This window comes from Saprospiraceae bacterium (genome assembly GCA_026129545.1).
GTDB lineage: Bacteria > Bacteroidota > Bacteroidia > Chitinophagales > Saprospiraceae > M3007.
The window spans coordinates 1,205,551-1,227,826 of record JAHCHX010000001.1; the positions used below are offsets into that span (position 1 = coordinate 1,205,551).

Sequence of the window (22,276 nt, forward strand, 5' to 3'; positions counted from 1 at the left end):
CAACGTTTGTTTTTTTACATGAAAAAAGGATTCTTGCCAACGCTTGCTCTGTTAGTGGCGACAGCCACATCGCAGGCTCAAATTCAATTTATCAACAAAACCGCCCTGCTCACTCCCAACAATCACTACAGCGGAGTGGCTATCGCGGTGCTCGACATGGATGGCGACGGACGCGACGACATCGTGCGAATGAATCAGGGCTACCAAATGGCGGTGGAGTTCCAGATGGCGCCTAACCAGCCCTTTGTCCGCCTCCCTATTGGCTTGGTTGGCTCCGACCCCGATGACAGTCAGTGGGGCATCTGCGCGGGCGACCTCGACAACAATGGTTTTCCCGACGTGCTGACTGGTGGCGCTTATGATGGCATAAAAGTGGCAATGGCCAATGCGAGCGCCTCTGCCTATACCCTCAAAACCCTCACCGCACCGGGCACTTTTGTGCAATGCGTCAATTTCGCCGACATCAATAATGACGGCTGGCTCGATGCCTTTGTGTGCCACGACGACGGCACATCAAGGATATTTGGGAACGACGGCGCGGGCAATCTTGCGCTACAGCCCGGTTGGATGAATCTTGCGACGGTGCCGCCTTCCGACAACTCTGGCAACTACGGTTCGGTGTGGAGCGACGTGAACAACGACGGCTATCTTGATTTGTATATCGCCAAATGCCGCACTGGGGTGAACAGCCCCAACGACGGTCGCCGCATCAACCAACTTTTTCTCAACAACGGCAACGGCACTTACTCGCAGGACACCACCAATGCTTCGGGGCTGCGTATCGGGGCGCAAAGCTGGACGGCTGACTTTGGCGATATTGACAACGACGGCGATATGGACTGTTTCATCACCAATCACGATGTGTCGAGCCAACTGTTGGATAATGACGGCACGGGGCATTTCACGGACATCACCATGGCAGCGGGGTTGTTCAACATGGTGGGTGGCTTGCCCATTCAAGGCATTTTCCGCGATTTTGACAATGATGGGTTTGTGGATATTCTTGTCTCCGGCACCGTTCACTATTTGCTGCGCAACAATGGTGACAAAACCTTCTCGGTCGTGACAGGCCTTTTCGACAACAATCAAATAGAGTCCGTGGCGGTCGGCGACCTGAACCACGATGGGTTTATGGATATCTATGCGGGTTATGCCAATATTTACACGGAACCGAGTGACATCCCCGACGCGCTTTGGCTCAACGCCGGCAATGACAACAACTTTTTTGGCCTCACCCTGCGCGGCGTGCAAAGCAACAGAAGCGCCGTGGGCGCGAAAGTGCAGCTTCACAGCGCACTCGGCACACAGACCCGCGAGGTGCGTGCCGGCGAGAGTTATGGCATCATGAACTCGATGCAAATTCATTTTGGCATGGGGCAACTAACCACCATTGACTCGGTGAAAGTTTATTGGCCCTCTGGCACGGTGGATGCGCTGTATTCGCCCGCTGTCAATCAGTATCTTACATTGGAAGAAGGAGGCTGCATCGTGCCGCCCGTGGTAGCCTACTCGGATGGCCCTGCCACTATTTGCGCGGGGCAGAGCGTCGTGCTCAATGTGGCGGATGCCTACAACAATTATCTGTGGAGCAATGGCGTGGCTGCTTCCCCAAGCGTCACTATTGGTGCCTCTGGCAATTATCGCGTCACTGTGACCAACTCGGAAGGCTGCACAGCTGTGTCCAACATCGTGATGGTGGTGGTTGACCCCGACGAGACACCCGTTTTGGCACTTTCTGGCGACACGATTTTTTGCAACGGCGCGTCCATTACCCTGACCTCCTCGCTCGCAGCCTCCTACCTTTGGAGCACGGGCGACACCACGCAGAGTATCACGGTCAGCCAATCGGGCGCATACTCGGTTGCCATTCAGGGACAATGCGCTTCTTTTTCTTCTGCTCCAGTTACCGTCGCGGTGCTCGACAACCCACCTCCTGTGGCGACGGGCGACACCATCGCGCCCAATACCAGCGCAATCCTCACGGCAACTGGCGACCAGATTGCGTGGTACGATGCCTCTGCGGGTGGCAATCTCCTTTTCGAGGGAAGCCCCTTCATCACGCCGCCTTTGGATGCAAATACGACCTATTGGGTCGCCAACACCACCATCTACGACGAACCCAATCAGTTTGTCGGCATGGAAAATTATGTAGGCACCGTACCCATCGGCGACGTCAATTTCAATGGCGCCATTGTATTCGATTGCCATGTCCCTTTCAGACTGGCCAAGGTAAAAGTATATGCCAACAATGCGGGTGTGCGAAAAATTGACTTGAGAAACGAAAACGGCACCATCATACAGAGCAAATCGGTCAATATTCCTGTCGGCACGACCGTCATTACACTTGACTTGGATGTGCCTATTGGCAACAATTTGGTATTGACGACGGATGAAAATGTGAATATCGCCAACCTGAGCTCCTTAGGCCCGAGACTTTATCGCAGCACCCAAGATGTCAGTTATCCTTACGTCATCCCGAACGTGGTGAGCATCAAAGGCTCCAATTTTGGCCCGTTGCGATATTTCTATTTTTTCAATTGGGAAATAGATTTCTACGACTACCGATGCACGAGCGCCCGGGTGCCAGTGCTGGCGTTGGTGGATTCCACGCTGAGCGCAGGCATCCCTGCATGGGCTGAAGGCCTGCGCCTGTATCCAAACCCTGCGTCGAGCCTGCTCATCATCGAAATGGATAAGGCCGATGGTGGAGAGCTAATGATGTCCGTTCTCAATGCGCAAGGGGTGCGTTTGCAGTCGCGCAACATGCGTCTTTACGCCGGCCCCAATTCTTTCCAAAACGACTTGTCAGCGCTGCCACGAGGAATCTATTGGCTGGAATTTGCGATGAGCGATGGCGTGGTGCGGCGCAAGATTTTGGTGCAATGACAAATGCAGCGTATGAACTTTTTGGCAGAAATTAGCGCATGCTTATCACATTTCCGAAAGGTTTTATCTGGGGCACTTCCACCGCCGCCGCACAGGTGGAAACAGCATTCGACCATCCGTGGCGAGGCGTGCGCACCTCGGATGGCTATGTCTTCGAGCGAACTACTGACCACGAAAAAAGACGCATGGAGGATGCGGAATTTATCGTTCGATTGGGTGGCATCTACCGATGCAGCGTGGATTGGGCCCGCTTGCAACGCGGGCCTTTCGCAAAATTTGACAAGGAGGTGGTGGAAGAGTATTGCTCATTTTTTGAACGGCTGCGAAATGGTGGGGTAGGGCTGATGTTTGTGTTGCACCATTTTGCCCACCCCAACTGGTTTGAGCAGCAAGGCGGCTGGGCAAAAGAGGACAATATCCCTTATTTCCTTGATTTTGTGCGGCAATGCGTCAAGCATTTTGGCGAATATGTGCGCTATTGGAATACTTTCAATGAGCCAAACGTGTACGCCATGAATGCTTTTTGGCTCGGTCATTTTCCGCCATTCAAAAAACGTCAATACTTCACGGCCAATCGAGTGTTGGACAACATGGGCAAGGCACACCTCATCGCCCGGACCATGATTCGGGAAAAATCGGATATGCCAGTAGGCATCTCGCTCAACACGGCCAGCTTCGTGGGCCTCAATATATTGGGGCGACCAGTTGCCGCTTTCGCGCGCTGGTGGTTCATGGAACGTGCCGCACGCCCCTTCAAAAAATGCGACTACTGGGGGCTGAGCTATTACGCATACGTCCCGTTCGACCCTTTTCCGCTCGATGCCATCCATCGGCGGCCAGAGATGGAACAACGCAACATACCGCATGACAAAATGTGGGGCTATGACCCGGAAGGGTTGGGGCAGGTACTCCGTTTTTTTCATCAAAAATATGGGAAACCTATTATAATCACCGAAAATGGCATCTGCACAGACGATGCGCCGCAACGCATCAAGGCCATCAAGGACTATTTGCGTGTGTGTCATGCTGCCATGCAAGATGGCGTGCCTTTGTTAGGCTACATACATTGGAGCACTTGGGACAATTTCGAGTGGCACCTCGGCCCGACTTATCGTTTTGGGTTGGTGCGCGTTGATTTCGAGACGATGGAGCGTGCGATGACCGAGGCTGGGTTGTTTTATGAGCAAGTGGCAAGGGAGAATGCGGTAGAGGTTTGAGGCAAAGGGATTGCTTCATCCTTTGCATGGCTGGTGGATTGCTAGCCGAAACCCCTCGATTCCGCCTTGTTTGGTCTTCTATGCCTTTTGGTCAAGGCCAGTTTGCTTAAATTTGTTCGCCCGAGGTCAGACTTCTGACTTCAGGCGAACAAATTTAAACAACCTCTATACGGACACCGCTTAAGTTTCTATAGATCAAGCATCAAAACTCAGTGCCTCGCCAATCAATGCCGATGCCTGTTTGAGTTTGGCACTTCTGGCATTGTACTCTGCTTTCATGGTGTCCAATCGTTTTTGCAGCCGGGCTTTTCTTTTCTCATCGGCATCTTTAATCTGTTTTTCCATTTCATGTGCTTTGCCCTCAAACTCGTTCCGTGTGTCATCCATTTTCTTTTTCAACAACTCATCGGTTGCCTTCGCCTTATTTTTGAGGCGGGTAATCGCTGCATTGATTTTTGCTTTTCTTTCTTCATTGGCGTGCTTCAACTCTTCCTTCAGCATTTTGAATTCATCGGCTATCGCCTGAGATTCTCTTTCCATTTGCTGGTCAATAACCTCATACCTGAACTTCCTGAACACAATCCCATTCAGCGGCTCAAGTGCGGTATCCACAGGAATCGTCCATTCCTCATCCACGTCTGCGATTACCGCTGTTTTGCCGTTGGTCAGCGCCTTTGAAACATCGTCAACGAATTCAGCATTGACGTCGTCTTGCCCTACATCGAAGAGCAGCCCAATAAACGAACCGGCGGCGGCGCCTATGGCAACTCCGACAGGGCCTCCCAGCAGACCGATTAAACTGCCTGTCATAAGGCCGGTCGCTGTGCCTACGGGGCCTTCGTCCTGAGCGGTTTTGAGATTCATTTTTCCGTTGGCATCTTTGCTGACAACCGCTGATGCGTACAAACTGATGTCACCGTTTCGGTGCAAGGATTTTAAGGTGGTCAAACCTTCGTGAGCTTTGGCTTCGTTGTCGAAAACAGCCACTAACATTTTGTTCATGATGCATTGAATTTTAAGTGTGAATTTATTATTGGTGATTGGCTCGTGTTCAAATTTGATTGATTTCCAAAACAACTTTTAAACATGAGCTTGATGATGGAATCGCTACATTGACAATTGCTTTTTCAACTGCCGCAACTGGAAAGCGAGCCAGATTCTGAAAATGCCGATAGAGAAGAACGCCATCGCCGTCCAGACGACAACCGTCAACCCCGCATAAACGGGATACCTCAGTAAGAAGAATGAGAACAGCAGCCCTGCTATCCCGAAAAACAGCAGCCACCCCCAATTTTTTACGGCCAGGATTTGCAGATTGATAGAAACGCCAATCGCCATCATGGAGCGGAACATCAGCCCAAAACCGACAACAAATGGCAGGACGGTCATGCTGAGCAGGGGGTTCGAAACGAGCATGATACCGATGAGCAAGTCAATGATTCCGCCCGCGAGTATCCAGCCCCAACCCCGTGTCTCCTTGCGTTCCGACACGGCCATGTAGATTTCGAGGATGCCGTTTGCCACAAACGCTACGCTGAACAACATAGCCAGCGCCATGTAGCTTTCAACGGGAGTGCGCAACACCAAAAAGCCGGTCACAATGAAAAGGATGCCCAGCAACATGGAAGCCCACCAGTGGCGTACCGCGTAGGCACTTTGATTGATAAAAGATGTTGTGTTCATGATTTTATGTTTTATAGTGAAAAAAAATTTGAACCAATCGTGCAGCTGTTTGAATTTTCGGCGGTGTTAAACTTCAAGTGATTAAAGGCCGCTTGGCGTGCCACAACGGCAATCACTCATAAAATGCACCACCGAATTTCTCATCTGTCATCATCATCGGATTTGACAGTGCAAAGGTCGGCAGGTGCATGCCCCTGTGAAAGGTTCATGCTTCGGCAAGATTGGTCAAAAAGTCGGCTTGATGAAAACGGAGACCTTCTTAAAGGTCAGGAGGAGAGGCGGTATTCTTTAGGCGAGATACCCGCATGCCTTTTAAAGAATTTGCCAAAGAAGGACTGGTCGCTGAAATGAAGTGCTTCGGCTATCTGCGCGATGCTCAACTCGGGATTGTCCAACAGCAGTTTTGATTCGAGCATCACATAACAATCAATGAGTTCGCCCGCTGTTTTGCCTGTGATTTCTTTCACCGTTTCGGTAAGATATTTCGGAGTGATATGGAGTTGTTCCGCATACGCCTGCACATTCCGGTTCTGCCTGAATTGCTTTTGCACCAAGTGCGTAAAATTCATCACAAGGCTTTCTTTTCGCGTGACGTGATGCTTGAAAGGAAGCGTATATTTTTTGCTCATGCCGTACACCTCGTATAGAAAGACGTAAAAAGTGTGAAACAAGAGCTCTCTGCCATACTCATGGTTGTTCAAGGAAGAAACCCTTTCATCGAGTTGTTTTATGAGCGAATTTACTGCCGCGGCATCCTTGCTGTTGAGTTCCCAACAAGGCGAAAAGTGCGAGGAAAAATAATCCAGCATTTCAATCGCGTTTTTGTGCATTCCAATATCGGTCAAAAAATCCATCGTGAAATTCACTCCTGATACAAGGCTGTCCTTAGATACCGTTTCAACTTTCTTTATGGCGTATGGGGCGACAATGATTAAGGCGTTTTTTCCGACAGAGTATTTTTCGAGATTTAATTGGAAAGTCAATTCGCCTCTGGAAATGAGAAGGACGTTCATGAAATCAGACCTGAAATGATGTCTGAACGTGGCCTGCTCAAAAAACGGCTGATTATATCGTATTGAAAAACCCGGCACGTGCGAATCAGCATGAAAATCGTCTCCCGATAAAGTATCGGAAAATGCGTGAAATGAAATTTTTGAACTTCGCCCAGGCATAGAGCAAAGGTACAAAAGTTGACGCTTCCCGCTCCCAAATGCATCAATCCGCTAAACAACGATTGTTGATATTGAAAGCAAAATTCCAAGCAGGGCAAGCAGCAAAATAGCGGTAACAACAAGCAGCACATATTGCGCTGGTTTTGCGTGTTGGCGAAACAAAGCCACAGCGCCGCCTCCAATAATTGCGAGCAATCCCAATGCCGCAATCAATTCAAATTTGGTATACAGGCCAACGGTAAAAATTACTTCGGCAACCGCTGTCAGATATACCGCTGCCGGTCCAAAACCGGCCTTCTCGAACGTTGGTTTTGTCTTGCCCGTCAGTTTCCCGATTATGGCTAAGCCAAAGATTACCGCTAACGCAACTTTGATGACAATCACTTCCATAATTTTTTGGACAGGAGTCGTTTTTTTAGAAATCAGATTGATGCCGCAAAGGTGAAACCTCGATGCCCTTACGGAAAGGTGCAGACTTCGCCAAAGTTGGTCAAATTGTCGGTTGGAGGGACTTTTTCTCAATTAGATGCTGGGACAGGAGGCCCTCTGCCCAACAGAGCCACAGCGCTTCACCGCGGTGCTTTGATGCGGCACCAAGGAGATTTTGCCCAATTAACATTTCCTTGTGCGAGAAGAGCTATGGTCAACGCAACTCAGCCCCGTCCGCTTCGCTTGGCCGGGCAAGCCTCTGAGCACTGCATCTGACAAGGTGTTTTTGAACGAACGGCGCTTGCAATCCTTTGAAAATCACACAAATCAATCAAGGGCATCCCCACCTTGCGTTCAAACCCTCTTCAATCCGGGTATAATGCGTATGCCACCTTCCGCGTTTCTTGGGAAATTTTTTCCTATGAAACGATATTTCCCACTTCTTGCGGTCACTCTACTTAGCACCGCCGCCTGCCAAAAAGATGGCTCCGATTCCCCCGCAGCCAATTTGCAGTTCGAGTTCAAATTCGACGCGACGCAACCTCGATTGAACAACATCGGCTTGCCCGCAAATATCCCCGCTGGAAATGCGGCTCAAACGCCTGCCTTCAGGCAGATGAGCGTCCACTACATCGAACTGGCCCCCGGTGCGTTTACCGCGCTTGGCACGGGCGCCATCGTTTACCACGCGGCGGAAACTGACAAAGGCGGCGCAATGGCAGTGGATTTTGATAAAGCGCCAAAGGCTGGAGAGAACGAAGTCTTCGCCAAAATCAACTTGAAAAATGTGCCTCCCGGCACTTACGAATGGGTGCGGGCCAGCGTCACCTACCAAAACTACGACGTGACCTTCAACCTTAACAATTTGCCCGTAGTAGGTAACTTGAACAATCAAAAAGGCACGGTCGCTTCCTTTGTTGGCTTCAACACATACATTACCACCGTGAAGCCGAACACTCGAACGCTGACCGTCAACGATGACAAAAAGCAAGGCTTCTGGGCATTTGAAACTTCGTATGCCCCACCCTACGATATGTTCAACGATATCTACTTTGGCGAAGCGCCGGCAGGGGCCACCACGGTAGTGAACCCTTTGTTTGCGAGCAGCCCTATCCCGGCTGGCTCGTGTGTGGTGACAGGCAAATTCAACCAACCGCTGGTTGTCACTGGCGACGAAACCGAGGACATCACCGTGACACTTTCTTTTTCCATCAACAATAGCTTTGAATGGGTTGACACCAATGGCAACGGTCAACTTGACATTTACGGAGACGGCGTGACACCCTCGGAAAAAATCGTGGACATGGGCCTACGTGGCCTCATTCCAAGCTGGAAGTGAGCGGGCTTATGCTGTGACAAAAATCATGGATGCGCAACAGACACCTTTCCTGAACCATGCGCATATATCCCAGCTATTTGACAGGTTTTTTGCTGAAATCCTTTTTTGACAGGATTGAGAAGATTTACAGGTTAATTAAATTAAAACCTGCCACTCTTGTCAATCCTGTCAAAAAAGGAACCTGTCAGCCGGTTAGAGGCATGAGACACATTTGCTCGCCTTACTGTACCACAATTTTGAATCCTTGCCACTCACCTGCCAACTGCATATTCAGTTGATACACCCCTTTGGGCAGGCGCAAATCTTCGAAGGGTATCGCGTTGCGACCTGCGTTTAATGACATTCCCATTTCCTTAATTAAGCGCCCCTGGCTGTCGAACAAACCGAACATCGCATCGGGGATGGCAGCGGGACTTTCTATTTCTACCTGAAAATCACCCGGCGTGGGGTTGGGGTATATGCGAATGCCGTAGCGGCTCGACAAATCTCCCAAGCCGAGCGTGGTGGATACTTCCGAGGTCGTTTGGGCAGTCCTGCAATGATTGGTGGCCGCGAGCTGCACAGAATACACCCCGTTTTGGGCGTAAGTATGGACAGGGTTGGTAGCCGTGCTGCCGTTCCCGTCGCCAAAATCCCAGGAAAAAGTGACCGCGTGCTGGCTTGTGTTGGTGAAAGTCATTTTCAGGCCGTCCTGTTGAACCCAAAAACTAGGCATGGGGTCCGCAGAGACCTTAATAGTATTGATGATGGTGTCCGTCCCGATGATGTTGGAAGTAATCAGCCGCACGTTTTTATCGCCGGATGAGATATACCTGACCGCGTGAGGCCCCACACCGACGGCGGTCAAAGGCGAAGCCAATTGGCCAAAATACCATTGATAGTTGGTGAAGTCGCCACCGGTTTGGTTAGCTACATACACTATGGTGTCGCCAATGCACAACGAATCGGCAGAGGCGGCGAACGAAGCCTTGGGCTGGCTCACATTGTACTCTACCACCCCGATATTGTCCAAGTAGATATTGTTGCCCGCTCCATTGGTTGAGGCAAACCGAACAATCACTTTTTGCCCGACGAATTGGCTCAAATCAGCCACCTCCCTGCGCCAATCGCTCGCTTTGGTTGGGACAAAAGATGTTGTCAAAGCGCCTGCCGTGCTGAGCTCTGGGTCGCTTTTTTCCCAAACGACGACTGGTGGGGCGGAAAGATTGCAGGCCGGGAACACCTCTACTCGAAGGCGCTCCACTCGGTTGCTGCGTCGCGCATGGGCCAAGTCGAAGGCAATGCTCGGACTATTGAGATTGCTCAAGTCCACAGGAATCAAATCAAGATAATCCTGCTCATTCATGGTCAAGTATGAAAAACAATTGAGCACCACCGCACGCGTAGGGAAGCCATTGGAGCCTGTCACGTTTTGACTCGTCCTTGTCCATGTGAAATTGCCGTCGGGATTGATGACTCGCCAGCCAAAAGGAGGAAAATTGAAGTCTTGGAATCCCTCGGTGAAGTAATTGTTGAGTGGGTTTGCGGCTGCTTGGAAAGACATTCGCAAGGTGTCGTTGAAAAAAGCATTCTCAAGCGCGTAAGTTGACCACACTTTCAAATCAATATCGCCATTTTCCGCAATCAAAAGAGGGGTTTGAAAACTGAACAGCAGGATTTGACCCGGAGACATATTGGGCACGCTTTGCGAAATGGGCAACTTGTTGCTTGCCTGATAATGAAGCGTTGCGCCCACGACGGGGTTGGAGCCTTCGTTTTTCAACAATACCGTCACCGGGAGCACAAAAGGGGAACAGCGTATCTCTCGCTCACCAGAAGGCGACTCGATAAAACGAACCGCCAGGTCATTGGGCTGCACACAGTTTTTCAACTCGCCGGGCCACTGTACAGCAGTGGCCCGGCGCCCAGCCAGCCCATTACTCCCAATAGCCCTGACTGATGCCCATTGCTCCTTGCCACCGTTTTGAAGCGGGATGGTGAAGGCATTGGAGGCAGTGCTTCCCACAATTTCCATGTATTTATTGCCCAACAAATAAATCTGGCTCGACAAGGTGTCGTTTGCGGGTGTCCATTTCACCACCATTGAGTCTGGGCACACCTTTTCAATTTGGATGTTCGACACAAGAGGGGCTATGGTCAAGGGAAACTCAGTGACATGGCTCACAAGACCTCTCTGAATCAGCAACTTGATTTTTCCATTAACAATGTTTGGCACCTCCCAGTCAAACATCCGCAGGTTGCCCGGCACGTCGGCGATTTGCTTCCAACTAAATCCATTATCGGTCGAATAGCGCAGGGAGAAAACACCGTGTTCGCCAAAGGCATCCCAATGGATGCGCTCTATTTCGCCCGGCACAAATGCTTCGCCCCCAATGGGATATGTAATACGGATGTCATCGGTCAAGAACTCCCATGCCAACACAAAACGCTGCGGCCCAAAAGGAACTTCGGTGCCAACAATGCGCACACTATAAGTGCCGGGCAGCGGGTTGTCAATGGACACTTGTTCGGTGTTGTTGAGCGAGTCGCGGCCTTGTGTGGCAGGCTGGTCGAGGTAGAATGGAACGGGCGTAGGGTCGAGTTTCCACGGCAGATGTAAATTGCCATTGGGCGCGACCACCCTTAAATCAAGGTCGTTGAGCAGCGCCACGGCGGCGTTTGTGGCTGCGGGAGGGTCGGCCCAATAAGCCATGATGCGCACTTGACGGACGTTGGTTGGGATTTGCAGCGAAAATGTCTGCTGCTGCCCATGGTCAGTCTGACCATGCAGGTAGTGCTCTTCCTCCAACAAGCGCAAGGCTCGCGCGGCATTGACGTGCCCCCAGCCAAATTTAAAATCGGGGCCAACATTCCCCAAGTCGTTGGCGGTGTTGAGAATGGCGGTTTTCAACAAAGCGGCCTCTGGTTCTTGGCCACCATTCAGGCTTTTGTATGCATGGGTCAATTGAGCAAGGCACCCCGCGATGCCCGGTGCCGCTCCTGAGGTGCCGCCAAATGTCATGTAGGTATGATTGTGGTCGGTTGATTCTTGCAATTGGCCATTGGCTGAAATATCAGGTTTCAGCCGGCCGTCGTGAGCCGGGCCTCGACTGGAGCTGATTTCGAGCGAGGCGTCGGCGAACAAATTGGCTGTAGCGATGGCATTCTTCGCCATTTTGTGGCCACCTGTGATGTTGCCCCATTGGTTGCCGGCCCCGTAGCTTGTGCATGTGGAAATGTTGTTGGAGTTGCCCGCCGAAAAGACGTGCATCAAGGTGGGATTTTCAAAAATCTGTTTGTCAACGGTTTGCGCGGCAAGCGTGTAGCCGGCGTTGCAGCCATTTGAATAGGAGGTGTTCGTGATGGTCACGTTCTGATTCAGATGCAACGGCAGGGTTTGGTCTTGAAATTCGGGCGTGTAACGAATGGCATACACCGTGGCACCCGCAGCCATTCCTTTCATGGTGGGGTTAAGATTGCCTGCACCCGCGAATATGCCACCTACCCCGTCGCCGTGGTTGCCGTTGCTACCCGGTTCGGTGATATTGAACAAGCGTCCTTGAAAATCTATGTGCGGACCAATGGGGCCATCGTCTCGGACAAGAATGCTAACCCCCTCTCCATTGTACTTTTTTCCCAGCGCGTGGTCGCTATCAAGACCATTGGAGCGGTGTAAGGAGCGCCCGCGCGTATCGTCGGGTTCGGAAGGTGGCGGCACCAGTTCTATCCCGCGCACCCACGGGAGCGCAGCCACCGTCTTTATGTCCTCCTTCAACAACCGTACCTGCAAAAAGCCATTCTGATTACCTTCAAGCAGGATAGTCATGCCTTCTCGCACACACCACTCGGCACCTTGCGGGATACTGATGTGCGGATAAACCTGCAAGTTCACGTCGAGCCAGTCGCCATGCAGCGCCCATGCGCCGTAGGGCTGCTCGCGCAAGTTGCGGGCGATTTTCCAAGTGCTCTGCACGGGCATGATGCTGCGAGCGTGTATTGTTTCCAGATTTCCTATCTCAAAATGTTGTGGGAGCAACACCAGATAAGCGCCAAAACGCACATAGTCAATGAATTGAACCCCCTCGGCTTCCAGTAAAGCACGCTCGGAAGCGGTAGGTATTTGTGTGCATTGAACGTACCGGGCGTAACGGCCATTGACAATTTCGCTGGCCGACACGGAGGGGTTTCGTCGTTCCTCACCAAAATTGTCGGGAAAGAGAATCGCTCCCGATTCAAAAAAAACGGGTTGGCTGGTTTGCGGAAAAAGAGGAGAACTCAAAAAGAGCGAGAGCAGCAGCGCGTAAAGTTTTTCCATGTTTGAGAAGGCAGTTTTTGTTCAACAAAAGGATTATTGTGTCTTTCAAAGTTGCTTGCGTCCCAAATGTAGGATTGTTTGCACAAACGGCGAACTTTGCGCGGACGTTCAAAAACTTTGTTTGCCAAAATCCATCAAATCTCCTTCAAGCGCCTTTTATGATAAGCCCAGTCGTCTGGATAGTTTTTATTGTCTTCGTTTTGTTGCTGATGGCTGTTGACCTCGGCGTTTTTAATAAAAAAGCCCATGCTCCTTCCGCTAAGGAAGCGATTTTTATGACGATGGGTTGGATAGGGTTGGCATTGACCTTCAATGTTTTTGTTTACTTCGCTTACGAAAACCATTGGTGGAATCTCGGCAATGCTTATGAGAAAATGGGAGGTGCCGAGGCAGCCTTGAAATTCTTCACGGGCTACTTATTGGAAGAATCCCTGAGCATTGACAACCTGTTCGTCATGGCCTTGGTGTTTGCTCAGTTCCGCGTGCCAAAAAAATATCAGCACCGTATTTTGTTTTGGGGCATCTTGGGGGTATTGGTTTTTCGCGGCATTTTAATTGGTGTTGGCGTGGCCTTGGTTCAAAATTTCACTTGGCTGTTCTATGCCTTTGGAGCGTTGCTGATTTACTCTGCCTTCAAGATGTTGCGTGCTCACCACGAAGAGCCGGATGTGAACAAGCGCACGGTGGTGCGGCTTATCCGAAAGTTTTACCCTGTCAGTTCGCATTACGATGGCGGAAATTTTTTCACCATTGAAAATGGTCGTCGTGCCGTCACACCGATGTTTGTCGCGCTAATGGTCATCGAAACGACCGACATCCTCTTCGCTTTCGATTCGGTGCCAGCGGTGTTCTCCATCACCACCGACCCGTTTTTGGTGTTCTCGTCCAATATATTCGCCATTTTAGGCCTGCGCTCGCTATATTTTGTGCTGGCCAACGTGCTCGACCGCTTTGAATACCTGCGTTACAGCCTCATCGCCATCCTGTTCTTCATCGGCATCAAAATGCTCCTTATCCCGATAAAGATGCATATTCCGATTGGATGGTCGTTGGGTATTATTGGGCTTTTCTTGTTGGTAGGCGTGGTGGCATCACTGCGCCGCAAAAAAAATTAACAGTCTTTCCTCTTGACAATTCGGGAATGGGGGTTATTTTTGTACCTGTAATGTGAAAGCAACGGATGTTTTACTCTTCCAATTTCGGCTTTCGCAGAACTTACGTCATTCACCTTTATTCACATCAGCCTTCCGTAAAAACCTTTTTGCTAAAGCATTGGAAGGCTCAAACCAAAATACTTTTGCCATGAGACACTGGGAAAAGAGTAAAAAAGACCTTCGCCGCACGGACGACCGCGACATCCAATTTCAAGACCACAAGAAGAAAAAACTCAAACCAATCGAAAAAACAAAGTATCGCCTGAGGGGCTACGATTCAGAAGAAGAATAACACACATTTTCGGCTATAAAAAATTGCAACGGCGCAACGGGTTTTCCGATGCGCCGTTTTTTTATTCCCCGCCCATAATGACCCCTAATGACCCAGGGCAAACGCATCAAAATGGCACAAACCTCGGAGAGGTCAAATGTTGGTAGAAACGCCCCGTTTCCGCGGTGTTTACGACCCCAGCGGGGTCGAATGTTGGTGACCTGTTTACTGCGATAGACATTTGACCTCTCCGAGGTCGTGATAACTATCACAAAAACACACCATTTCTACCAACATTTGACCTCTCCGAGGTCGGTTGTATTTTGATGCGTTTGCCCTGCCCTAATGACCTTAATGACCTTAATGACCTTAATGCCCCCTAATGACCCTAATGACCTTAATGACCCCTAATGACCTTAATGACCTTAATGACCCCTAATGACCTTAATGCCCCTTAATGTCCCCCAAAGACCCTTACAGTAGTGGAGTATTTAGGCAGAATATCCCTTCGCCATCTCCAACAACTCTGGGAAAAAAGCCCTAAAATCACTCGAAAAAGCATCTATTTGGCTGAAAAAGAGTTGAGACAAGGCTGTACCATCCATGCCACCCACCATGCGGTGGCTAAGTCGGGACAATACCCATTCCACGCCTGTTCGCTGCGTGTAGCCGTGCAGGAACTTTCCAGCCAGCATTTGAGGCAGCCGCGCTTGCAACGCTGCCGGCATTTCTCCGGAGCGGTTGCTCAACTGTTTGTAGGTTTTTGCTGTGAATGCCTCAAATGGCTCTGTCGTATATTGTTCCCAATGCGTAGCCAGCAAGTGGTCGTACAGCACGTCCACGACTGGCGAGGCATAGCGGCCCGCCACCGGCCGAATGAGTGCTTTGCTTTTTGAGGTAGCGGGATGAGTGTCGGTGAACGAATCAATGGCTCGGTGCAGCAGGATACCGCGTTGCACCGTTTCGGGATAGTGTTTCCAAGCACTGCCCTTCACAAAGTCTCCGATGAAGTTGCCGAGCAACAAATCCTCATTGCCGAACGAAAGAAAGCAGTGTGCGAGGTGATTCATTCAATGTCAGGTGATGTTGATGGATGGTCACACTTCTCCTTCAAGAACTTCCCAAGTATGGTCGCCCAGCAAGCGGACGGTGGCGAGGTATTCGTAAGGTGTTTTACGGCCCCATTCCGAAGGGGCTATCATGGATAAGACATTGGCTCCGTCTGTCTTGCGTCGGTATAAGTGGTAGATGTGGTGAATAACGGGCTGGAAAGGCACGTCCGCTTGATAGATGACCTCAGAAACTTTCATCCGATTGTCCAGTGATTTGGCCTGCTTGACCAAAGTCTCCATTTGTTGGCGAAGCTGTTCCATTTGGCGGTCGGTCTGGTCGTACATGGCGGTCATCGCATTGCCTCGAATCCGGCCTTTGTCTTCTGGACGTATGATCGCGCCTCCCGTCGTGTGTGCATAGGGAAGCAGCCCTGGGTTTTCGGCTACCTTGTCCTTGTCAATTGGGTTGACAAACGCTTCGTCGTTGTTCGGTTTTTTCTTGTCAGCCATTTTTGTTGTGGAAAAAAAGTTCGGGCATTAAAACATCGGAGCTGAAAAAACGGCAGTCAGTTGCCGCGTTTTTTTTCAAACTTAATCTGCGCTGTGTTTTTTATTAGAGGTCACATTCTCCAAAGTCCATTCCAAGCGTTCTTTGAACGGTGCTTTTCTCACTTCGCAATCGGCAATTGGGCAAACTTGACACGAACGAGGCGGCACACAGCCGTCCGTATGAACAAACATTTCCAAAGAATGGGGAAAGTGCCGCGCGATGAGGTTGTTCAGAGCGTCTATTTCCTTGTGCGCTTGATTCACGTTGAAATACCATGGCACGGTCAAGTGACAGTCTAAATGTAGCACGGAGCCATACTTGATGGTTCGGAGGTTGTGCAGGTCTATCCAAGCAGACTGTTTGTGTAGGTTGAGCAAAACAATGAGTTGTTTGAGCAACTCCATGTCTGCCTCATCTGTGATGCCCGCGATGGTTTGGCGGATAATTTTCGAGCCTTCCACCAGAATGAAAATGGCGAATATGATGGCTACGGCACTGTCTATCCAGCCGATGCCCGTAAAACGCAACAGCAGCAAACCAGCCACAATGCCAATCGTCGTCCATGTGTCCGATTGTAAATGTCTGCCGCTTGCTTCCAATGCTACGGAAAGGTTTTTTTTGCCGACGCGAATACACCAAGCCCCCAACCAATAATTGGCAGCGGCTGTGATACCGATTATCAGAATCCCCATGTCCAACTGTCGCACCGGATGCGGATGCACAAGATTGGTGATGGATTCATAGACAATCAGCAAACCGGCTATCAAAATCAAGATGCCTTCAAACGAGGCTGACACCAGTTCCACCTTCCCATGGCCGTAGGGATGATTGTCGTCGCGGGGTCGTGCGGCGATGCGCAAACTGTAGAGGCTCGTGAATCCCGTCACGACATTGACGGTGCTTTCAAGCGCGTCGGTCAAGACCGCCACGGAGTTGGTGAGCCAATAAGCCAACATCTTCAATGCAAAAAGCACGACCGATGCCACGACCACCCATTGCTGCGTGCGGACGGTGACGGGCTTTGATGTCGGGGTGTCCATCATTCAAAATAAGTCTCGTGGATTTGCTGCACATAGGGCAGTTTGGCGAGTTCGTAAATCACTCGACGGTGGTTTTTCTGATGGGTGGAGCCTATGAGGAGCCATTGATTCGATTGGCAGCCCACCCGTCCTTTGCTGCCTTTGTACGGTTGTATGCTCGAATCAATTTTTTTTACCTCGCTCAACAATTTTTCTTCTGCTGGTATACAAAATTCATAGTTCACGGCCACCTTGCCATCGGGAGGGCCTGCGAGGCCGTTTTCATCAATTCTCGAAAAATCAATCTTGACCTTGTTCCAAACGCTTGGAGCATCGGCGCTTGTGCTTTTTCGATTGCAGGCAAACATGAGTGCAAGAGCCGATAGAAAAAAGATGCTGTTAGAGGGACGTTGAATCATAGCGCGTATTTTGCCGCCAAAAGTAAGCCGACGAATCGTTTTTTCAAACTACACTCAACACATGAACACTCGACGCAAATTTCTTCAACACACACTTTGGGGAGGCTTGGCCGCCGGAAGCGCCAGTTTTTGGGAAAGAATTGTCCCGAACACAGACCTTTTAAACACAGATGTCTTGCCAGTGGTCATAGCAACGTGGGGGCCGAACACAAAAGCCACGGCTGCCGCATGGGAGGTGCTCTCGAAGGGGGGGCGCGCGCTCGATGCCGTGGAAGCTGGCGCGAGGGTGCCAGAGGCAGACCCTGAGGATAGCAGCGTGGGCTATGGCGGCCTGCCCGACCGGGACGGCAACGTGACGCTTGATGCGTGCATCATGGATGAATTTGGCAACGCAGGCTCGGTCAACTTTCTCCAACACATCATGCACCCTATCAGTGTGGCGCGAAGGGTAATGGAGAAAACACCGCACGTCATGCTCTCCGGCGAGGGGGCGTTGCAGTTCGCGCTACAAGAAGGCTTCAAAAAAGAAGATCTCCTGACCGATTCGGCACGTCGGGCATGGGAGGCATGGAAAGTCAAATCGGAATACAAGCCAGTCATCAACATCGAGCGTCACGACACCATCGGCATGGTGGCGCTCGACAAGCAACGACGCATCGCGGGCGCTTGCACCACGAGCGGCTTGGCTTTCAAAATGCACGGAAGGGTGGGGGATAGCCCCATCATTGGTGCGGGCATGTTTGTGGACAACGAGGTGGGCGGCGCAGCCGCTACCGGGCTGGGCGAGCTGGTGTTGCGCACGTTGGGCAGCTTTCTCGTGGTGGAAGAAATGCGGCGAGGTGCGCATCCGCAAAAAGCGGTGGAGACAGCCGTCAAGCGCATTGCCCGCAAGCATGCCAGTCTGGTCAAGGATGCTCAGGTCGGATTTGTCGCCATTGACAAAAAAGGCCGGCATGGGGCATTTTCCATACATAAAGGGTTCAATTATGTGCTTTATCAGCAGGGCGAAAACAAAGTGATGGAAGCGGGTCACCTGCTGCGGGACTGAGATTCACTTAGCCTCGTTCAAAGCCCAATCATAGTCAATGTGGGTGATACGTGTTGCGGTCGTGATTTTTGTGTCGGCGTATTTGTTCAGAAAATCGCGGAGCGTGCCGTCGCGCTCAAAATCGCCTTTGAACCACTTGAAAATCTCCGAGATTTCGGCCTGCTCCGCCGTGATTCGGTTGCACAGCGGGTCGTTGATGAAGGTGCGCATGGCGGCATCGAGTTGGCGGTCGAGGTTGTCGGCGGTGTAGGCTTCGTTCAAGAGCTTGGGGCAAGAATAGGAGGCGCAGTTGATGGCAGCGTGAATGCGAGCATCTTTGAACACGGGTCGCAGGATGTTGTGCTCGATATTGTTCAAATCGTAGGTAAAGCCCTGAATTTGAATGAATTTGATATCCCAGACCGAATTGACGAACGCGATCCCTTTTTTGATGTCCTTGATGCTGGCAACGGGGTAGTGACGCACGATGAGCTGGATGGTGTAGGCGTTGTAAGCATTGAGCCAATAAGCCATCTGCTCGTTTTTCGACCAATTTTTGTCGTTGGGGTGGGCGCTTTCCAGTGTCTTCAGGTAGCGATTGAGTTCGTTGCTATCACGAACAAAGCCTTTGTAGTCAACCCAACCTTCTGCGCTGACGTGTTTGTCGAGCAATGTGTTCCATCTGTCATGGCTGACGGGCTTAGAATCGGTGTCGCGTCTGATGGCGCGGCAGTTGGAGCAAGTGAACCAAAGCAGCAGGGCAGGAAGCAGGGCGAGGAAAACCGGGAGTGTTTTTTTCATGAATTGATTTCGAGCTGTTGTTTTTAAATGTACGCAAAACTCTCGAAAACGGATTGGCCCCCCCGCAAAAAAATCAGGATTTCAACATAGACTTGTAAAGGCGTTTCAGGTATGGTGGGGCCACCCCAAGCCGCCACAGGTTGAAGGTGACGATGTTGGCCAACTGTACGCGCGCCCAGCCGTTGTGTTCGTATTTTCTAGCGGACACGATGGCATATTTCGGAATGATGTGCAATCGGTACAAAGGCATCGCCCGGCGCAAAAAATCATATTCTTCCATGATGACGTGTCGCTCGTCGTAACCGCCCAATTGACGGAACACCTCTTTCCTGATAAAAAACGTCTTGTCGCCTCCTTGGCACCACAGCCATTGGAAGCGATTGAAGTATGCGTTGATTTTTAACAAAAAATGCGGCGAGTCAAATTTGTATCGGTAGCAGCCCATGACGTAGCCCTGCCGAATGGATTCGGCGATGTCGTCGGCAAACGACGGGGGCGGCAACGTGTCGGCGTGAATGAAGTACAACACATCGCCTGAGGCGGCGCTGGCCCCGGTGTTCATTTGGGCTGCCCTGTTGCTTGTTGGGCAATGGAGCAGCGCGGCACCGGCCTCCATAGCGATTTGGAAAGTATTGTCGGAGCTCCCCGCATCCACCACAATCACTTCGCGAACCAGCGCAGCGCCTTGCTCCAACAAGTATCGCACAAGAGGGCCGATGCGTCCGGCCTCGTTTAGCACTGGAATAATGATAGAGATGTACACAGGCGGTAATGCTGCAAAAGTATTAGGCTTGCGGCGGTGGTGGCCTTTCCCTTTACTCAAAGGCCACCACCGCCGCAAGTCTATTGGATTGGCAATGAAAACACGCGATTTGTCACCCGCTAACAATTAAGCAAAATGACGATTGAAATTTACGCCTTTCACCCCACGTTTGGATTTCCGAATTCGTTTTTCTCATAATCATAATCTAAAATAGCATTTACACATGAAACATCACAAATCGCTCTCGGAAACCATCCAGAACCTTGCCTCCAAAGGCTATCAACTCGCCGATAGCCACATAGACACCTCAATTCAATCAGAAGACTGGCGACTCGACTCGGTGGAAAAGATTCAACACAACAAGGGCAACGCCTTGGTCATCGCCGTTTCCAGCGTGCAGCGTTGTCTGAAATTGGTATTCGTCGAGGTTATTTTTTCTCCTCGTGATTTTTCCCCCATGCTGCTGCTGCGGCGCTTGTTCCCAATGCGTCAGAGGGAAGCCTTGCCTTACGCCCCGGCTTATCTGAACTAACCTTACGCGAGGCACAATGAAAAGCGGCGGCACGATTCCGATAGTCGTGCTGCCGCAATTTTTTTCTGTGAGTAGCTGTCTGCTTGCTCAACTTTTATCGTGCAGTGCCAGCATAGGCACTTTCACCCGTTGGGCGAGCTTGCGCGTCATGCTGTCGAAAAACAACCGATGCATAAGGCTGTGCTCATGGGCGACGGCCACCAAGAGGTCGGCATTGGTGGATTCGACGAAGTTGACGATGGCCTGCGCCACATCGCGGTCGTGCAGGTATCGAAAATCGTGTTGGATGTCCGCGAGTTTTTGGCTGATAGCCGCTTCTTGTCCCTTGTCTGGCTCTCCCGGCTTGTCGAGCACATGAACGATGTGCATTTTGCCCTGCTTCATTTGTGGCAACTCGCGCATCAGGCGGATGGTTTTTTCGTCGAGCCTCAGGCGCATATCGGTCGCAAAAACCACCGTTGACTTCTCCTGAAAAGCGCCTTTTTGAGGCACCGCCAACACGGGAATTTTGGTGCGGGCTATCACCCCAGAAGCCACGCTCCCGAGGAAAACACCCCTTAGCCCTGTGGCTCCCGTAGTGCCCATCACTACCATGTCGGCTTTTTCTTGCTCTACTGCCGCGCTGACCGACGAGGCGGGGAACCCGATGGTGCATTGGCTGCGCACTGGCACTTTTTTCAAGTCCTCGCGCTTGGCCTGTCGGCGCGTCCAGTTGCGGAGGTCGCGTTCTCGTTGTTTGAAATACTCGTCAATCCAGAAAGCACTGTACACATTGTTTTCCACGCCCTCGTTCGGGTAGACGACGTGAAGTGCCACAATTTCCGCCCCTGTGCGAGCAGCTATTTCAAGCGCGTATCGGTAGGCGTTGGTTGCACATTTGGAAAAATCGGTAGGAACAAGTATGGTCTTCATTATTTCGAATGTGAATTGTTTGCAATCAAAATCGGTAAACGCACATCAGGCGAAACGCCGGGATGTCAGTCTTGTTCGCGATAGTCCAATGGATCCACAAGGTCAAAGTGATGGCGCTGGCTGTCTTTGCCTTTCACGTTTTGTTCTTCGAGCGTGAGGTCGTCGGTCACACTGGTCACGAGCCATGTGTTGCCCGATTTGCGGAATACTTGCACATACAGCCCAAATTCCGACTCGAAGAGACGCTCCACTTGCCAAGTAGGCATCTCCGGCTCGATGTAGATATGCCCGCCTTCGTGCTTTTTTATCAGCTCGCCCGAAGGCATATTGCCGTCATCCACGATGAATTTGGCAGGGCTTCCCTTGTAGGCTTTGTGTGGTTTGCTGAAAAAAACAAGTTTCAGATATGGGAATGTGTTCGAGAATTCTTCCTGTATTTGGCCGATGGTTTTGTCTTTCAGTATTTCAATAATCATGACGCTCGAATTAAGTTTTGAAAATCAATTGTTTGCGTCACAAAATTGCATCTCGGTGCGTATTGAGCCAAATGACCACCATCAACCGGGTTTGTGACTTTGGTCACACTTTCCTCGACACAACCAAGCGGAAATTTGCCCGACCCGCAAAAATACCTCGCTTCGTTCTATTTTTGGCTTTTCAGGAGGATGCCTCACAAGTGATGTTTGTTTGACAGGATTGACAAGATTCGCGCCCTTTTTTCGGGTAAAAAAAACTGTAAGTTTTGTTAATCCTGTC

Annotated in this window: 20 protein-coding genes; 7 read left to right on the forward strand and 13 right to left on the reverse strand. The window is 50.8% G+C overall.

Annotated elements, in window-relative coordinates:
- The first annotated feature begins 18 nt into the window (after positions 1 to 18).
- Together KIS77_04420 and KIS77_04425 are read left to right on the forward strand one after the other, a co-directional pair.
- Positions 19 to 2,886 (forward strand): VCBS repeat-containing protein, encoded by a 2,868-nt coding sequence (locus KIS77_04420; GenBank protein ID MCW5921565.1) that lies wholly within the window; start codon positions 19 to 21, stop codon positions 2,884 to 2,886.
- A gap of 38 nt (positions 2,887 to 2,924) precedes the next feature.
- Positions 2,925 to 4,103, forward strand: a complete 1,179-nt coding sequence (locus KIS77_04425; GenBank protein ID MCW5921566.1) for a family 1 glycosylhydrolase — start codon at positions 2,925 to 2,927, stop codon at positions 4,101 to 4,103.
- Positions 4,104 to 4,298: 195 nt separating this feature from the next.
- Here the strand turns inward: KIS77_04425 and KIS77_04430 are convergent, their stop codons facing one another.
- The 4 genes from KIS77_04430 to KIS77_04445 form a co-directional block, all read right to left on the reverse strand.
- Entirely contained in the window at positions 4,299 to 5,105 is an 807-nt protein-coding gene (locus KIS77_04430; GenBank protein MCW5921567.1) for a DUF1269 domain-containing protein, read from the reverse strand.
- Between the two features lie 105 nt (positions 5,106 to 5,210).
- Positions 5,211 to 5,786 carry a DUF308 domain-containing protein gene (locus KIS77_04435; protein ID MCW5921568.1) on the reverse strand — a complete coding sequence of 192 codons (576 nt, stop codon included), beginning with the start codon at positions 5,784 to 5,786 and terminating at the stop codon, positions 5,211 to 5,213.
- A 266-nt stretch (positions 5,787 to 6,052) separates the two neighbouring features.
- A complete protein-coding gene (locus KIS77_04440) occupies positions 6,053 to 6,799 on the reverse strand; it encodes an AraC family transcriptional regulator (GenBank protein MCW5921569.1) in 747 nt (248 codons plus the stop codon).
- Between the two features lie 210 nt (positions 6,800 to 7,009).
- Positions 7,010 to 7,348, reverse strand: a complete 339-nt coding sequence (locus tag KIS77_04445) for a hypothetical protein (GenBank protein MCW5921570.1) — start codon at positions 7,346 to 7,348, stop codon at positions 7,010 to 7,012.
- A gap of 460 nt (positions 7,349 to 7,808) precedes the next feature.
- Between KIS77_04445 and KIS77_04450 the strand changes: the two genes are divergently transcribed.
- Positions 7,809 to 8,726 (forward strand): hypothetical protein, encoded by a 918-nt coding sequence (locus KIS77_04450; protein MCW5921571.1) that lies wholly within the window; start codon positions 7,809 to 7,811, stop codon positions 8,724 to 8,726.
- A 220-nt stretch (positions 8,727 to 8,946) separates the two neighbouring features.
- Here KIS77_04450 and KIS77_04455 read toward each other — a convergent pair whose 3' ends face one another.
- Positions 8,947 to 13,020, reverse strand: a complete 4,074-nt coding sequence (locus KIS77_04455) for a S8 family serine peptidase (GenBank protein MCW5921572.1) — start codon at positions 13,018 to 13,020, stop codon at positions 8,947 to 8,949.
- 158 nt (positions 13,021 to 13,178) lie between these two features.
- Here KIS77_04455 and KIS77_04460 point away from each other — a divergent pair, with 158 nt between their 5' ends.
- Both KIS77_04460 and KIS77_04465 read left to right on the forward strand, forming a co-directional pair.
- Entirely contained in the window at positions 13,179 to 14,135 is a 957-nt protein-coding gene (locus KIS77_04460; protein ID MCW5921573.1) for a TerC family protein, read from the forward strand.
- Positions 14,136 to 14,322: 187 nt separating this feature from the next.
- Positions 14,323 to 14,466, forward strand: coding sequence for a hypothetical protein (locus KIS77_04465; protein ID MCW5921574.1), 144 nt, complete (start codon positions 14,323 to 14,325; stop codon positions 14,464 to 14,466).
- Between the two features lie 470 nt (positions 14,467 to 14,936).
- Here KIS77_04465 and KIS77_04470 read toward each other — a convergent pair whose 3' ends face one another.
- The 4 genes from KIS77_04470 to KIS77_04485 form a co-directional block, all read right to left on the reverse strand.
- The gene (locus KIS77_04470) at positions 14,937 to 15,515 is read right to left on the reverse strand and encodes a DUF479 domain-containing protein (GenBank protein MCW5921575.1); all 579 of its coding nucleotides are present in this window, start codon (positions 15,513 to 15,515) and stop codon (positions 14,937 to 14,939) included.
- Between the two features lie 27 nt (positions 15,516 to 15,542).
- The gene (locus KIS77_04475) at positions 15,543 to 16,007 is read right to left on the reverse strand and encodes a DUF2452 domain-containing protein (protein ID MCW5921576.1); all 465 of its coding nucleotides are present in this window, start codon (positions 16,005 to 16,007) and stop codon (positions 15,543 to 15,545) included.
- An 81-nt stretch (positions 16,008 to 16,088) separates the two neighbouring features.
- Positions 16,089 to 17,090: a cation transporter gene (locus tag KIS77_04480; GenBank protein ID MCW5921577.1), complete on the reverse strand. Its 1,002-nt coding sequence runs from the start codon at positions 17,088 to 17,090 to the stop codon at positions 16,089 to 16,091.
- A complete protein-coding gene (locus tag KIS77_04485) occupies positions 17,087 to 17,485 on the reverse strand; it encodes a hypothetical protein (protein MCW5921578.1) in 399 nt (132 codons plus the stop codon). The genes KIS77_04480 and KIS77_04485 overlap by 4 nt, the downstream gene beginning before the upstream one ends.
- Positions 17,486 to 17,546: 61 nt before the next feature.
- On the opposite strand from KIS77_04485, the gene KIS77_04490 reads away from it, so the two are divergent.
- Positions 17,547 to 18,533, forward strand: a complete 987-nt coding sequence (locus tag KIS77_04490; protein MCW5921579.1) for a N(4)-(beta-N-acetylglucosaminyl)-L-asparaginase — start codon at positions 17,547 to 17,549, stop codon at positions 18,531 to 18,533.
- Between the two features lie 3 nt (positions 18,534 to 18,536).
- Here the strand turns inward: KIS77_04490 and KIS77_04495 are convergent, their stop codons facing one another.
- Positions 18,537 to 19,313, reverse strand: a complete 777-nt coding sequence (locus KIS77_04495) for a DUF547 domain-containing protein (protein ID MCW5921580.1) — start codon at positions 19,311 to 19,313, stop codon at positions 18,537 to 18,539.
- 73 nt (positions 19,314 to 19,386) lie between these two features.
- On the reverse strand, positions 19,387 to 20,076 hold the full coding sequence (locus KIS77_04500) for a TIGR04283 family arsenosugar biosynthesis glycosyltransferase (GenBank protein ID MCW5921581.1): 690 nt from the start codon (positions 20,074 to 20,076) through the stop codon (positions 19,387 to 19,389).
- Positions 20,077 to 20,299: 223 nt separating this feature from the next.
- On the opposite strand from KIS77_04500, the gene KIS77_04505 reads away from it, so the two are divergent.
- Positions 20,300 to 20,608, forward strand: a complete 309-nt coding sequence (locus tag KIS77_04505) for a hypothetical protein (protein ID MCW5921582.1) — start codon at positions 20,300 to 20,302, stop codon at positions 20,606 to 20,608.
- An 87-nt stretch (positions 20,609 to 20,695) separates the two neighbouring features.
- Here the strand turns inward: KIS77_04505 and KIS77_04510 are convergent, their stop codons facing one another.
- Positions 20,696 to 21,520, reverse strand: coding sequence for a universal stress protein (locus KIS77_04510; GenBank protein MCW5921583.1), 825 nt, complete (start codon positions 21,518 to 21,520; stop codon positions 20,696 to 20,698).
- A gap of 65 nt (positions 21,521 to 21,585) precedes the next feature.
- Positions 21,586 to 21,996 carry a hypothetical protein gene (locus tag KIS77_04515; protein ID MCW5921584.1) on the reverse strand — a complete coding sequence of 137 codons (411 nt, stop codon included), beginning with the start codon at positions 21,994 to 21,996 and terminating at the stop codon, positions 21,586 to 21,588.
- Positions 21,997 to 22,276: the final 280 nt, after the last annotated feature.